12 protein-coding genes are annotated in these 13,844 nt (G+C 68.1%); 2 read left to right on the top strand and 10 right to left on the bottom strand.

The genetic code is table 11. From position 1 onward, the window contains the following. Positions 1 to 140: 140 nt before the first annotated feature. Together E2F46_RS02085 and E2F46_RS17555 are read right to left on the bottom strand one after the other, a co-directional pair. Entirely contained in the window at positions 141 to 2,756 is a 2,616-nt protein-coding gene (locus E2F46_RS02085; RefSeq protein WP_133320498.1) for a TonB-dependent receptor domain-containing protein, read from the bottom strand. 94 nt (positions 2,757 to 2,850) lie between these two features. Continuing rightward, complete coding sequence (locus tag E2F46_RS17555; protein ID WP_207949495.1) at positions 2,851 to 4,314, bottom strand: hypothetical protein; 1,464 nt, start codon at positions 4,312 to 4,314, stop codon at positions 2,851 to 2,853. A gap of 212 nt (positions 4,315 to 4,526) precedes the next feature. Between E2F46_RS17555 and E2F46_RS02075 the strand changes: the two genes are divergently transcribed. After that, positions 4,527 to 5,378: a 2OG-Fe(II) oxygenase gene (locus E2F46_RS02075; RefSeq protein WP_133320497.1), complete on the top strand. Its 852-nt coding sequence runs from the start codon at positions 4,527 to 4,529 to the stop codon at positions 5,376 to 5,378. Positions 5,379 to 5,443: 65 nt separating this feature from the next. Here E2F46_RS02075 and E2F46_RS02070 read toward each other — a convergent pair whose 3' ends face one another. The 8 genes from E2F46_RS02070 to E2F46_RS02035 all read right to left on the bottom strand — a co-directional run bounded on the left by E2F46_RS02070 (position 5,444) and on the right by E2F46_RS02035 (position 12,927). Continuing rightward, on the bottom strand, positions 5,444 to 6,484 hold the full coding sequence (locus E2F46_RS02070) for a hypothetical protein (RefSeq protein WP_133320496.1): 1,041 nt from the start codon (positions 6,482 to 6,484) through the stop codon (positions 5,444 to 5,446). Beyond that, positions 6,481 to 7,482 carry an NAD(+) synthase gene (nadE, locus tag E2F46_RS02065; protein WP_133320495.1) on the bottom strand — a complete coding sequence of 334 codons (1,002 nt, stop codon included), beginning with the start codon at positions 7,480 to 7,482 and terminating at the stop codon, positions 6,481 to 6,483. The genes E2F46_RS02070 and nadE overlap by 4 nt, the downstream gene beginning before the upstream one ends. Further along, a complete protein-coding gene (locus E2F46_RS02060) occupies positions 7,479 to 8,402 on the bottom strand; it encodes a N5-glutamine methyltransferase family protein (protein WP_133320494.1) in 924 nt (307 codons plus the stop codon). Before E2F46_RS02060 ends, nadE begins: the two co-directional genes overlap by 4 nt. Next, entirely contained in the window at positions 8,399 to 8,656 is a 258-nt protein-coding gene (locus E2F46_RS02055) for an acyl carrier protein (protein ID WP_133320493.1), read from the bottom strand. Before E2F46_RS02055 ends, E2F46_RS02060 begins: the two co-directional genes overlap by 4 nt. Positions 8,657 to 8,658: 2 nt before the next feature. After that, positions 8,659 to 10,626 carry an asparagine synthase (glutamine-hydrolyzing) gene (asnB, locus tag E2F46_RS02050; protein ID WP_133320492.1) on the bottom strand — a complete coding sequence of 656 codons (1,968 nt, stop codon included), beginning with the start codon at positions 10,624 to 10,626 and terminating at the stop codon, positions 8,659 to 8,661. 482 nt (positions 10,627 to 11,108) lie between these two features. Continuing rightward, a complete protein-coding gene (gene nth / locus E2F46_RS02045; RefSeq protein WP_133320491.1) occupies positions 11,109 to 11,747 on the bottom strand; it encodes an endonuclease III in 639 nt (212 codons plus the stop codon). A 35-nt stretch (positions 11,748 to 11,782) separates the two neighbouring features. Next, the gene (locus E2F46_RS02040) at positions 11,783 to 12,136 is read right to left on the bottom strand and encodes a hypothetical protein (protein WP_133320490.1); all 354 of its coding nucleotides are present in this window, start codon (positions 12,134 to 12,136) and stop codon (positions 11,783 to 11,785) included. Between the two features lie 8 nt (positions 12,137 to 12,144). After that, positions 12,145 to 12,927, bottom strand: coding sequence for an enoyl-CoA hydratase/isomerase family protein (locus E2F46_RS02035; protein ID WP_133320489.1), 783 nt, complete (start codon positions 12,925 to 12,927; stop codon positions 12,145 to 12,147). Between the two features lie 200 nt (positions 12,928 to 13,127). On the opposite strand from E2F46_RS02035, the gene E2F46_RS02030 reads away from it, so the two are divergent. Further along, the gene (locus E2F46_RS02030) at positions 13,128 to 13,841 is read left to right on the top strand and encodes an FKBP-type peptidyl-prolyl cis-trans isomerase N-terminal domain-containing protein (RefSeq protein WP_133320488.1); all 714 of its coding nucleotides are present in this window, start codon (positions 13,128 to 13,130) and stop codon (positions 13,839 to 13,841) included. The last annotated feature ends 3 nt before the right edge of the window (positions 13,842 to 13,844 follow it).

The following is a 13,844-nucleotide window of genomic DNA, read 5'->3' as shown; positions in this document are numbered from 1 at the left end:
CGGGGCCGCTGATCACGGCGCGAGCAGGATGCGTCAGGAATATGACCGTCAGGTTGCGGTGGATGCCGAAACTGACACGTGGCTGAAATGAACAAGGCCCGGCGCGGGCCGGGCCTTGCGGATGCCGCGTCCACCGTCGATCAGAACTCGACCGACAGGCTCAGGTCGTAGCTGGTGCCGGGCTTGTAGGTGTACACGTCGACCTTCTCGCCGCCGCGCTCCTGGTACTCGCGGTAGCGCGTGTCCAGCAGGTTGCGGGCCGAGAACGCGACGGTCGTCCGGTAGCGGCCGCCGAAATCCATGCCCTTGCGCAGCACGAAGTCGAGCGAGGTGCCCGGCTCCTCGAGGTAATCAGGCTGCCCCGGGCGACCACGTGCGCTGATGCGTTCGCTGACGTGGTTGGCGATCAGCGTCGCCTGCAGGCGTTCTTCGGTGCTCTCGATACCCAGCTGCAGGTTGGCGATGTGCTCGGACTGCCCCTGAAGCTTGCTGCCATCGCGGACGAACAGGCGTGCGGGCAGTGGCTCCGTGTAGCCGAACGGCTGCACCGTGTCGCTTTCGCTGGCACGGACTTCAGAATCCGACCAGGTGTAGTTGCCGGCCACGTACAGGCGGTTGTCGCCCCACCAGGACGCCTGCACGGGCAGGTCGAAGTACTTCTTCATGTCCAGTTCCACGCCGTACACGTTCGCGCGGGGTGCATTGAAGTAGCTCTGGAACGTTGTGCCGCCGGCCTGGTTGATGTTGGCCTCGATCGGCTTGTCGATCTGCTTGTAGAACAGGCCCGCGGTGACGTATTCGCCAGCACCGAAGAACCACTCGTAGCGGGCGTCGAAGTTGCGCAGCCTGCTGTCGACCAGGAACGGGTTGCCGTAGAACAGGCGGTTGTTGTCCGGGTCCTGGTACTGCTGCGGGGACAGTTCGCGGAACTGCGGGCGGGCGATGGTCTCGGACGCGCCGACGCGGACCTGCATGTTGTCGGCGAAGTTCCAGGTCACGGTGGCGGAGGGCAGGAGGTAGGTTTCTTCCAGCGCCTGCGGTGCCGGCTGCGGTGCGCCACTGAAGATATCGTAGGGCGCGACGAATTGCGTGGCGTCCTCGTGGCGCAGGCCGAGCGCGCCCCGCACCGTGGGCACGATCTCGCCCTCCAGCTGCAGGTAGAACGCCTTGACCTCGAGCTCGCCGGTGTACGCGGCCGCGCCGGAATTGCCGGTCGTCTCGCGCAGGCGCAGCAGCCCCTGGCTGAGGTTGTAGTCCGAGAACAGGTAGTCGATGCGCTGGTATCGGTTGTAGAACGGCAGCGCGCCGTCCAGCGCCAGCAGGCGGAACTCCCGCGTCCACGACTCGCGGTCGTTGTCCGAGTAGGCCGCGCCGCCGCTCAGGGTCAGGTCGCGTTCCACCGGCAGGCGCCAGGTGATGTCGACGCCGGCGCTTTCGGTGCGGTCGACCACTTCGCTGAAGCGGAAGAAGTTCTGCACCCGCGAACCGTCGTGCGACCAGAACCCATCGACGTCTTCGTAGCGAACGCCGGTCTCGTACGGGGCCTGCCGGGTGGCTTTCGCCACCGCGCCACGCCATTCGACCTTGAGGTCGTCGAACTCGCCGAACACGTGGCTGCCGCCGAACTGGTGGCTGAGCAGGCTGCGTTCGAACCACTCGGTGTTGTCGTCGCGTGCGGTGAAGCCGGCGAGGTCGTCGTAGCCCGAGCGGCTGCGTGCTTCCTTGACGGTATCGTGCACGTACAGCGTGGTCCAGCCGGCCTGGTGGCGTTCGCCCTTCAGTCCGGTGGAGAACATGGCGTTGGTGCGGGCCTGGTTGCGCGTGGACAGGAAGTCGTAGCTGGAGTCGAACTCGACGTTGTCGTTCGAGGTGAAGAACGCGTCCTGCTGCTGGCCGAAGCGCGTGCGCCACTCGTTCTTGAAACTCGCCACTGCGATCACGCCGAGGCGAACGCCTTCGCCCATGTCCCAACCATAGCCCAGGCTGCCACCGAACCCGAAGTCCGGGTCGATGCTGTTCTTCTGCTGCAGCAGGTACAGGTTGGGGTTGTTGAGGCTGCGGCCAAGGGTGCGGATCTCCTCCTGGCTGAAATTCGCGCCCTGGTCGATCCGGTTGCCGGTGGCCATCGCGGCCTGGATTTCGCGCGGGATCTTGCGGGTGCCGTCGTCGTAACCCCACCAGTCGTCGTCGCCGCCGTAGTAGGTCAGGCCATTCTCGCCTGTCGTCACGTTGTTGCCGCCGATGCCGACCGACACCTTGAAGAAGTTTTCCTCCGGTACCGCGAGCGACTGCAGGTCGATGACGCCGCCGCCGAACTCGCCCGGATAGCGGGCGGAATAGGTCTTCTGCACGGTGACGCCCTGCAGCACCTCGCTGGGGAACAGGTCCAGCGGCACCACGCGCTGCAGCGGTTCGGGGCTGGGCAGCGGCGAGCCGTTGAGCAGGGCCAGCGAGTAGCGTTCGCCGAGGCCACGGACATAGACGAACTTGCCGTTGACCAGGCTCAGGCCGCTGACCCGGGTGAGCGCCTCGGCGGCATTGCCGTCACCGGTGCGTTCGAAGTCTTCGCGGGTGACGAAGCTCGCGACTTCCGGCGTTTGCAGCATCGGTTCCGGGATGTATTCGCCGCGCACCATCACGGCGTCCAGTTCTGCCGGCTGCGATGCCGGGGGCGGCTCCTGCGCAATCACCGCCATCGGTGCCAGCAAGGCGGTGATGGCCAGCGAAAGGCCGGTTCGAAGGGGCGTTGGTTTCATCGTGGAGAAGGCCTTGGGCTGCGATGCGGGTGGTGGCGTCACCATCGTGACCGGGGGCGGCTTCCCGCCCCCGGCGCTTGCTTGCACGTCGATGTCAGCAGGGAGTTGCCGCGGTCAGGCCGCAGGTCCAGCCCTGCCACCAGGTATCGCTGGCGTTGCGCACGCCGCCGATGTAGTCCACGTTCTGGAAGTAGCCGCTGACGCCGCTCAATCCCTGGAACGCGGGCACGGCGTTTTCGTTCGCACCATTGATGAAGATGCTGCTCAGCGTCGACGTGCCGTTGGCCGTGTTGTTGGTGCCGGCGTTGAAGTCTGCCTCGGCGCGGGCCCCGGTGAATGCAGTGGGGCAGGACATGTACACGGAATGGAAGGTGCCCTTGGTGTCGTCGTCGACGATGTTGAGGCAGGTGGCGCCGTTGCCGCTGCCGCCCGCAGGACGCGTGACCACCGAGTTGTAGAACTGGGCCTGCGTACCCTGGTTGAGCTCGATCGCAACGCCGCCACCCGAGCGACCGACGAAGGTGAAGTTGGCGACCTTCGGGTTGGAATACGGCTGGCGGCGGATGCTGCTGAACTCGTTCATGCGGTCGCCGCGGCCATCGCGCTTGACCACGATGCCGAACTGGATGGCGCCGTTCCAGCCGGTATCGGTGTCCAGGTCGTCGTCGTCGTTGCCGGTCAGCACCAGGTAGCGGCCGTTGACGGTGCCGCCGAACCATTCGATGCCGTCGTCGGAGCTGTTGTGCACTTGCACGTACTCGAACACGGTGCCGTTGCCCACGCCGGCGAGGGTGATGCCATTGAGTTCGTTGTTGGGCTGGATCTCGAAGCCGGAGTGCATCACGCGCACGTAGCGGAAACGGCCACTGTTGTCGCCGGCCGAGTTGCCGCCGTAGAACGCATTGGTGCCTTCCACCTGGGCCTGGCACTCCGGGGTGCCCGAAACGGTGTTGCCCGGGCAGGCATTGATCGGCGCGCGGCCAAGGATGACCACGCCACCCCATTGGCCGATCGAATCGAGGTTGGTCTGGCCTTCGATGCTCTGGCGCGAGGTGAACACGACCGGGCTGCTCGACGTGCCCTCGGCGAAGATCTGCGAACCACGGTTGATGACGATGTAGTCGGCACCGGCCGACCCGAACAACCGCACGCCAGGGGCGATGGTCAGGATGCCCTGCTGCGAACCTGCCGCAGGGCTGCCAGCGTTGCCACCGCGGTCGGTACCGACGTTCACCTTGCCGCTGATGGAGTAGACCACGCCGGGCGCATTCGGAACGCTCAGGTTGCCGACGATCAGCTCCGGCAGCTGGCAGGCGCGCAGCGTGCCATTGGCCACCGTGCCCACGTTGGCGAAGCCGGTGGGGCACTCCTCGGCAGGACCGCCGCCGGGCGGGGGCGGCGGGGGCGGCGGCGGCGGCGGAGTCGTCGGCGGCGGCGCGGGCGGGAAGGCGCCTTCGCCCGGGGAGACCACGCTGTCGGCGCCATTGCCGCAGCCGGCGAGGGCGAGCGCGGCGCCGAAGGTCATGAGCAGGGTCTTGGCATTGGTACGGACGGACATTCGGGTTCTCCGATGGATGGTGGTCCGGTGGACGAAGCAAACGGAGGCCGATGTCGGGCGACAACGACCGGCGAAGTGGAGGGTGGAGCGGGTGGCATATTTATAGGCGGGGTCTGTGACACTTTGTTTTCCCATTTGTGTCCGTGGACGGGCATCGAAATGACAGGTCGCGCGCATCGCGCTCCATGGCTTTCCTGTTGCAGAATGACGACATGACGCAAGTACGGATCACCCCGGAATTGGAGCGATGGATCGTCGACCAGGCGATGGCCGGGCGAGAGCCGGACGTGGTCGTCAGGTCGATGCGCGATGCGGGATGGAGCGAAGCCGACGCGATGGAGGCGGTGGATCGCGTGGTACGCGACCACCTCGACCAGAACGCACGCGAAACCGGCCTGCCGCCCGCGGTCCGCGTCCCGGCGCCCATCGTGGCCAACGGTGCCTCGGTGCTGGACGCAGGCGACCGCAAGGTATGCGTGCTCGCCAACATGCTGTTGCCGCGCGTCGTGCTGTTTGGCGGCTTGCTGTCGGAACAGGAGTGCGACGCGTTGATCGAAGTGGCGCGTCCCCGGATGTCACGGTCTACGACGGTCGATCCCGGCAACGGTGGCGACCTGGTGCACGAGGCGCGCACCAGCCGTGGCACTTTCTTCCCACGCGCCTTCGACGCAATGTTCGCCGCCATCGAGGCGCGCATCGCGCGACTGTTGGAGTGGCCCGCGGACCACGGCGAAGGGCTGCAGATCCTGCACTATGGGCCGGGCGCGGAGTACAAGCCGCATTACGATTATTTCGACCCGGCGCTGCCTGGCAGCGAACCGCTGCTACGGCGCGGTGGGCAACGCGTGGCGTCGTTGGTGATGTACCTCAACACGCCCGAGTGCGGTGGTGCGACCACGTTTCCCGACGTGCGGTTCGAAGCGGCGGCGATCAAGGGCAATGCCGTGTTCTTCAGCTACGACCGCCCGCATCCGATGACGCGCTCGCTGCACGGCGGCGCGCCGGTTGTCGCGGGCGAGAAGTGGGTGGCGACGAAGTGGCTGCGGGAACGTGCGCACCTGTAGGGCGCGACTGTCGCGTGGATATCCTTTCGAACCCCTCCCGCGCGCATGCGCGGGGCATGTGGCGCTTACTCGTCCTCGTCGAACGCCGTGAACCGCAGCGGCGTGCCGGCCAGGCCGGGATCCTTCCAGCGGACGTAGATCGGCCTGCGCTGGCGCTCGCGGAAACCGCTGCGGTGCAGCTCGGAGGTTTCATGGGCGGGCAGGCAGCACTCGATCGAGAGGGACTGGCAGCCCATGGCGTAGGCCGTGGTCGACAGCGCGGCCAGGCACTGCGCAAGTGACGCGCCATCGGGGATGATCATGTCCGCGATGTGCAGTACGTCGCCCGCACGATGGCAGACGAACCAGGCGCCGTTCGCGCCGCGCGCGGGCAGGCACACCTGCAGCAGGCGGAAGTTCGCGAGCGGGTTGCGCCGGAATCGCCAGTCGAGGGTGGCCCGGCTTCGTACCCCCTGCAGCGGTGTGCCATCGCCTGCCTCGGGCAACGCGAGATCCGCCGCCATCGCTTCGCACCAGTGCGCCCGGGCACGGCCACCGGGCCAGCGCGCGCGCAAGTGGTCGCGCGCCTGGGTGGCGAGATCGAGGAAGCCACCCAGCACCCTTGCCATCGGCCCGGGCATCCGGCGCGCCAGGTACGGCGCATGGTGCAGGGGGCGCACGTACAGCACCATGTCGCCGGCATGCGCGTAGCCCAGCCGCTTGACCACCGGAACCGCATTCGGATTCGGAAAGCCGTACACCAGGTCGGCATCGGCCAAGGCGCGTTCGCAGGTCGTGCGCTGCAGCGACAGCGCGGGGCCCAGCATGCGATGACTGCTCAGCACCGCCATGTCGGCGAGCAGGCCGCCGAGCAGCGCCCGGCCATTGGCTTGCATCCTCCGCCAGCCGACGCCGGCCGTGCCCACCACGTCGCGGTCGCTGCCATGCCGCAGCAGCTGCAGCAGCGCGCCATCGGGTGCGGAGTGGTAGAACCATTCGAACTTCGCGGCGCGCCCTTCGGCATGACCGAGGCTTGCGCGCCAGACGGCGATGGCGGCGTCGCCGTCGCGCGCCATGTCCGCGGCCTCCACTACGTATCCGGGTTCGCCAGTGGCGGCCTGCGTCATGCCGCGTGGCCCCCGACCGAAACGCTGCCGAACAGGATCGGACGCAGATGCAGAGGCCGGGTGGTCTGGCGCTTGCGCAGGATGTCGGCGTACACCGCCTCCGCCTGTGCAGCCGTGATGTCGAGTGCGGATGCGAGCTGCGCGGCCGGCACGGCGTGTTCCAGTGCCCACAGCGCCAGGTCCATCGCGCGATAAGGCAGTGCGAAATAGAACTCGTCCTGGCCCTGCTCCAGGCTGTAGGTGTCGGTAGTGGGTTGCGCGTTGCACAGCCGCTCGGGCAACCCGAGGTGACGCGCCATGGCGTAGACCTGGGTCTTGTACAGGTGTGCGATCGGCTTGATGTCGGCCGAGCCGTCGCCGTTCTTGACGAAGAAGCCCTGGTCGTACTCCAGCCGGTTCGGCGTGCCGATCACCGCATAGTGCAGGCGGTCGGCATGGAAGTATTCGATGGTCTTGCGCAGCCGCTGCTTGTAGCTGGTGGCGGCGACGATGGTCAGGTATTCGTGCAGGCGCAGGTCGCGTTCGTGCTGTTCGCCGCCGGGGGAACGCGCCACCAGGCGGAAGCGGTTGATCGCGCCTTCGCTGCCGCCGGAGATCGCGAGCTTCATCTTCCACGTTGTGTCGTATTCCGGCAGCACGCTGCGCACCGCGGCATCGCGCGCGGCATAGGCGCCGATGGCTTCCAGTGCGGGCGCGATGTCGAAGGTTTCGGCCTGCACGCCCAGCGTCTGCGCCAGCAGGGTGGCGCGGGCGGCACTGTCGGGGTCGGAGTCGCGTTCGGGCAGGATCAGGCAATGCACGCGGGTGGGACCGAACGCGCGCACCGCCAGCGCGGCGCAGACCGAACTGTCGATGCCGCCGGAGATCGCCACCACCACGCCACGGCGGCGCAGCGATTGCGCGACCGCCTGGCGCAGGCCGTCGCAGATGCGCGCGGCCTCCTGCTCGCAGTCGAGTTCGAGGACGGATGCATCGATCCGTTCGTCGACGGTACTCATGCCGATGCCCCCGTGCCGGATGCCGCCCGCTGCGCGAGCAGGGCACGCACCGCGCCGGCATCGTCCACCAGTTCGCGCACGTCGCCCCAGGCCGGATCGTTGCGCAGGCGCCGGGCCATCGCCGCGCCCTGGCCCAACCCGACTTCGAACGCCAGCCAGCCGCCGGCGCGCACGAAACGCGGTGCGTCCTGCATCAACCGCGACAGCAACGACACGCCCAGCGGGCCCCCGTCGAACGCCAGCCGGGGCTCGTGCGACGAGATTTCCGCAGGCATCGCCCCGACCTTGCCGCTGCTGATGTAGGGCGGGTTGCAGGTCAGCAGGTCGACGCTGCCATGGAAGGCCGCTGTCTCGAACGGCGCCAGCAGGTCGCCGGCCTGGAACGATACGCGGGCATCGAGCGCCAGCGTCGCGGCATTGCGGCGCGCCAGCGCGACGGCAGCCTCGCTGAGGTCGGCGCCATGCACGGTCAGGCCGGCGACATGGTGCACGAGCGCCAGCGCCAGGTTGCCTGAGCCGGTGCACACGTCGATCGCCACCGCGGCACGCCCGCCTTCGCAGGCCTCGCGCGCCAGGGCGATCGCCGCACGGCCCAGCAGTTCGGTTTCGCGGCGCGGGATCAGCGCCCCGGGGCCGGCCAGCAGGTCCATGCCAAGGAAGTGCTGGCGACCGGTGAGGTGCGCCAGTGGCACGCCGTCGATGCGTCGGTCGAGGAGGGTGTCGAGGCAACGCTCGGCGTCTTCATCCAGCGCAGGTAGCGCGATGTCGGATGCGCTGACCGCCGACAGCGGCGCGCCGGCGGCGGTCGACCACAGTGCCAGCAACGTGTTGCGGGGCGTTTCCTCCGGCTTGTCCGGCGCGGCCTGCCAGTTGTCCTGCAGTCTGCGCAGGCGTGACGCATAGGCGGGGGTGGGGGTCATGCGGCCTTCGCGCGCATCACGTAGGAGACGATGCGATCGACCGAATCGAAGTTCTCCGGCACGATCGCGGTGTCCAAGACCTGCATCGAGAAGTTCTCCTCGATCAGCAGCACGAGTTCCAGCACCCCGGTCGAATCGATCACGCCCATGTCCAGCAGCGAGGCGTCGTCGGGCAGCTTCGCGGCATCATCGGTGAACATCAGGTTCTCGAGGATGTGGCCGCGGATGGTGTCGCGGATGGCGGTTTCGCTCATGGTCATGCGGTTCCCGTGGCAGGCAGGGCCGGCGCGGAGGTGCGCTGGCGGATGAAGGTGTCGTGCAGCAGCATCGTCGAGACGATCCCGGTGAACGCCTGGTTGTCGGCGAAGCCGAGCGCACGGCCATTGCGGCATTTCTCGAACAGCAGCCGTACCTTGGCGGCATCGAACACGCCGGCATCGCGCAGTCGTTCCGGCGACAGCAGTTCGGCCACGTAATCGACCGGCTTTCCGGCATCGAAGAAGCTGGCGGCATCCGGCGCGCGATACGGCTGCTTGGTGCGGCTGGCGATGGCCTTGGGCAGCAACGGCGCCAGCGACTTGCGCAGGATGTGCTTCTCGGTGAGTCCGCGGATCTTCCACTGCGGCGGCAGGCGGCTGGCGAATTCGACCAGGCGATGGTCGAGGAAGGGGAAGCGGCCTTCGATGGAGTTGGCCATCGCCACGCGGTCGCCCTGCGACGACAACAGGTAGGCGGCCATCAGTGATTTCGCCTCGACGTACTGGTCGCGTGCCAACGGCGTCCATTCGCCGATTTCGCGCGGGAGTCGTTGTTCGTAGAACGTCAGCGGATCGAACGCCATCGCGCGTGGCTGCAGCTCGGTCGACAGGAACGCCAGCGCACGTCGCGACGTGGCCCAGCGTGGCGCATGCGCGAACACCGGCCGCCCGATGTGTTCCATGCCTTGTGCGAAGAAGCCGCGGGCGAACCCGGGCGTGCCCACCGGCGAATGCCTGAGGTAGCCGTAGAGGCGCCCGAGCAGCAGGTGGCGCCAGTCCGACTCGGGTCGGCGCGCCCAGAAGCGACGCACCTTGGCCTCCTTGAACAGGTCGTAGCCGGCGAAGATTTCGTCGGCGCCTTCGCCGGTCAGCACCACCTTGTAGCCGGAGGCGCGCACCTGTCCGGACAGCAGCATCAGCGGTACCGGCGCCGTGCGCAGCACCGGCGCTTCGGCATGCCGGACCAGGGTCGGGAATGCGGCGGCGATGTCGCGCTGCGTGCAGTGCAGCGTGGTGTGCTCGGTGCCGAGATGGCGCACCATCGCCTGTTGCTGGTCGCGCTCGTCGAACTCGGCATCGTCGAAGGTCACCGAGAACGTGCGCACCTGGCTGATTCCCGCGTGCTTGGCCAGCGCCACGATGCCGGAGGAGTCCAGGCCGCCGCTGAGGTAGGCGCCGACCGGCACGTCAGCGCGCAGCTGCAGGCGGACCGCATCGGCCAGCAGGTCGCGCAGCTCGTGCACGGCATCGTCGAAGGAGGCGAACGCCGGTGCGTCGCCCGCGCGTGGAAACGTCCAGTCCCAGTACTGCGACAGCGTTTGCGTGCCATCGGCCTCGCGCACCAGCAGGTGGCCGGGCGGCAGGCTCTGTACGCCGACGAAGAGGGTCTGCGGATCGGCCGGGCCCCACAGCGTGAATGCTTGCACCAAGCCATCGGGATCGAGTGCCGCGCATTCCGGCAGCGCTTCCAGCAGCGCCTTGACCTCCGAGGCAAACCACAGCCGGCCACGCGCCATCGCGTAGTACAGCGGACGGATCCCGGCGCGGTCTCGCGCCAGCAGCAGGCGATGGTGGCGCGCATCCCACACGGCGATCGCGAACTGGCCGTTGAGCCGTTCGACGAAGCGATCGCCGTCGCGATGATAGAGATGGACGATCACCTCGGTGTCGGATTGCGTGTGGAAGTTGTAGCCGTCACGCTCCAGCTCGGCGCGCAGTTCGATGTAGTTGAAGATCTCGCCGTTGAACACCGTCCAGATCGATCCGCTGCCGTCGTGCAGGGGCTGCTGGCCGGTGGCAAGGTCGATGATCGCCAGTCGCGCATGTGCCAGGCCAATGCCGGGCGCGGCATGGATGCCTTGTCCGTCCGGCCCGCGGTGGTGGAGTGTTGCGATCATCCGCTGAAGCAGCCGGCGGTCGTCGACGCCACCACCGCACTCGCCAGCGAAGCCTGTGATGCCGCACATGGGTCAGTGCCGCCCGCTTCGTCGACGGCAGGTGCAGCCGTTGCATCCCGGTCGGGTGGGCGGCAGGCAATCGCAGGGGAGGGCGGGCGCGCGGGTCGTCGTCATCGGCACAGGGCAGGCGATGGCACGCCGTCGGGGGAGGGGGCATGCCGGGCGTTGGATCGAAGGGCGTCGCATTCCTGCGTGCCACCTCCTGCAATCAACGCAGGTCGATCCAGCCACCGGACAGGACTTCCGGGGAGGGTGGCCGACTGGCCGGAAGCGCGGGCCGTTCGCTTGCCGAAAACGGACCCCGGGCCACGGTTGACGTGGGTGGCCAACGGCACACGCGTCGGTTTTCCTTGAACCGGCGCAGGTCGCGGACGATGCGATGCGGGCCGTCGGGCCCGGAAGTGGCGCCGTGGCGTATGAACCGGCCTGCGACGAAACCAGCGCGGCGTGCGGCACGCGCAGCGCCCGCGGCCGACGGAGGTGCCGCTTCGTTATTGCGGCGGCGTCTTGTCCCTGAAGCGGCACAGGTCGCGGATCACGCAATGCGGGCAGTCGGGCTTGCGTGCCTTGCAGACGTAGCGGCCGTGGAGGATCAGCCAATGATGCGCCCCCATCGCGAACTCCGAAGGCACCACTTTCACCAACGCGTCCTCGACCGCGCGTACATCCTTGCCGGGCGCCAGTCCGGTGCGGTTGGACACCCGGAAGATGTGGGTGTCGACGGCGATGGCCGGTTCGCCGAACACGGTGTTGAGCACCACGTTCGCAGTCTTTCGCCCGACGCCCGGTAGCGCTTCCAGCGCCTCCCGCGTGCGCGGCACTTCGCCGTCGTGGCGCTCCAGCAAAAGCCTGCAGGCTTCGATGATGTTCCTGGCCTTGGCGTTGAACAACCCGATGGTGGAGATGTAGGGCTTCAGCCCGTCCTCGCCCAGTGCGAGGATCGCGGCGGGCGTGTTGGCGACCGGGTATAGGCGACGCGTGGCCCTGTTGACGCCGACGTCCGTCGCCTGTGCGGACAGGATCACCGCGACCAGCAGTTCGAACGGCGTGGTGTATTCGAGCTCGGTGCTCGGTTCGGGGTCGAGTTCGGCCAGGCGCGCGAACAGTTCGCGGACGTCCGCGGCTGGCATGCGCGCGCCGCGCCGCGTGGGGTTGCGTGCCGCGCTCACGGCTTGGCCGATGCCTTCGCGCGGGCGCGTGCCAGTGCGGACGCCGCAGCAGGCGGCAGGGGCGGTTTCGATGCGGCCGTCGCGGGGCGGGCGCGTCGCGCATCGCGCTCGGCGGCGATGCGCGCCAGGCGGTCGGCACGCGCACGATGACGCTCGCGGGCGGCCCAGGCCGAATGCAGGCGAGCGCGCGCGGTCTGCAACAGCATCAGATCGTCCTCCGCCAGGCCTGGGTCATCCTCGGGACCTGACTGCATCAGGCCCGCTTCGATCGCGCCATCGATGTCCCCGGCGCGCAACAGGGCGAGCACGCGTCCGGTATCGACCGGGTCGGGTAACGCCTCCGGCGCCATCGCGCGACTCAGCGCCCGGTGAACGCAGGCTTGCGCTTCGCGAGGAAGGCCGCGGTGCCTTCGCGCATGTCGTCGGTGGAAAACACCAGTCCGAATTGCGCGGATTCGTACTCCAGTGCCTCGCCGAGCGCGGTCTGCGCACCGGTGTCGATGCAGTCGAGGACGCCGCGCAACGCCAACGGCGCGGCGTTGGCCAACTGGGAGGCCAGTTTCATCGTCTCGGCTTCCAGCTCGGCGGCCGGTACCACGCGGTTGACGATGCCCAGTTGCAGCGCACGCGCGGCATCGATCGGGGCGCCCGTCAGGCACAGTTCCAATGCGGCGGCGCGTCCGCACAGGCGGACCAGTCGCTGCGTGCCACCGAAGCCGGGGATCAGGCCCAGGTTGACTTCGGGCTGGCCGACCTTCGCCGAGTCGGCGGCGATGCGCAGGTGGCAGCTCATCGCCAGTTCCAGCCCGCCGCCCAGCGCGAAGCCGTTGACCATCGCGATCACCGGCTTTGGCATCTTTTCGATGCCGCGCATCATCCGGCTGCCGCGCAACGAAAAGTCGCGGCCCTCGGCGGGCGTCAGGCCGGCCATCTCGCCGATATCCGCCCCGGCCACGAAGGCCTTGGGTCCGGCGCCGGTCAATACCACCACGCGCACGCCGGGATCGGCGGCGGCGGCGTCGAAGGCAGCGCGCAGGTCCTCGATGGTCGCGGAATCAAGCGCATTCAGCTTGTCGGGCCGGTGTACGGCGATGGTGCGCACGGCACCCTGGTCGGCGATCAGCAGGGGGGATTCGGTCATCGGGAAGCGGGGCCTGAACGGAAGGCGAAGGCGCGGGAACTCCGCGGCTCCGGCTGGGGTCGATGGGGTTGGCGTCAGTGGCGGTTAAGCGCCACCGCCGTTATCCTAACGTGTCATCAGCGTCATCCGGATGGGGCGGCCAGGCCGCCCCGTTCCACGATGGGCCCACCACCGGATCAAATATCCTGGAGATCTGCTTCATGAAGTTGCGTTTGCTTGCCGCCAGTCTCGCGGCATTGACCCTGGCCTCCGGCGCTGCCATGGCCCAGGACACGTCGTCCGAGCGTGGCCGCCTGAGCTACGCCATCGGCTACAACACCGGCGTCGAACTCGCGCAGCTTACCGCGCGCGGCGAGGCGGTGGACCTCAACACGGTGGTGCAGGCCATCCAGGATGCCTACGCCCGCAAGGAACCGAGTGTGCCGGTCGACCAGTTGCGTGCGGCCGTCGAAGGCATGCAGCAGCGCCAGCAGGCACGGATGCAGGAAGAGTTCACCAAGCTGGCCGCGGAGAACAAGGCCAGCAGCGACGCATTCCTGGCGCAGAACCGTGCCAAGGCCGGCGTGCAGACGCTGTCCGGCAGCACGGTGCAATACCGGGTGATCGAGAACGGCAGCGGTGCGCGTCCGCAGCAGAACAGCACCGTGCAGCTGAACTACAAGGGCACGCTGCCCGACGGCACCGTGCTGGTCGATACCGCACAGCCGCAGGAAGGCCAGCAGCCCGGTCCGGTGACCATGCAGGTCAGCCAGATTCCGCTCGCCGGCTTGCGCGAAGCGTTGCTGCAGATGCCGTCAGGCGCACGCTGGGAAGTGGTGCTGCCGGGCGACAAGGCCTACGGCGCCGACATGCGCGCTGGCGCAATGGCCAACCAGGCCGTGGTCTTCGACGTCAAGCTGCTGAGCGTCCAGTAACGC

The sequence above is a fragment of the Luteimonas aestuarii genome, from assembly GCF_004357985.1.
In the GTDB taxonomy this organism is placed as follows: domain Bacteria; phylum Pseudomonadota; class Gammaproteobacteria; order Xanthomonadales; family Xanthomonadaceae; genus Luteimonas; species Luteimonas aestuarii.
Note: the sequence above shows the minus strand (reverse complement) of the source record. Positions and strands in the feature narration are given on the sequence as shown.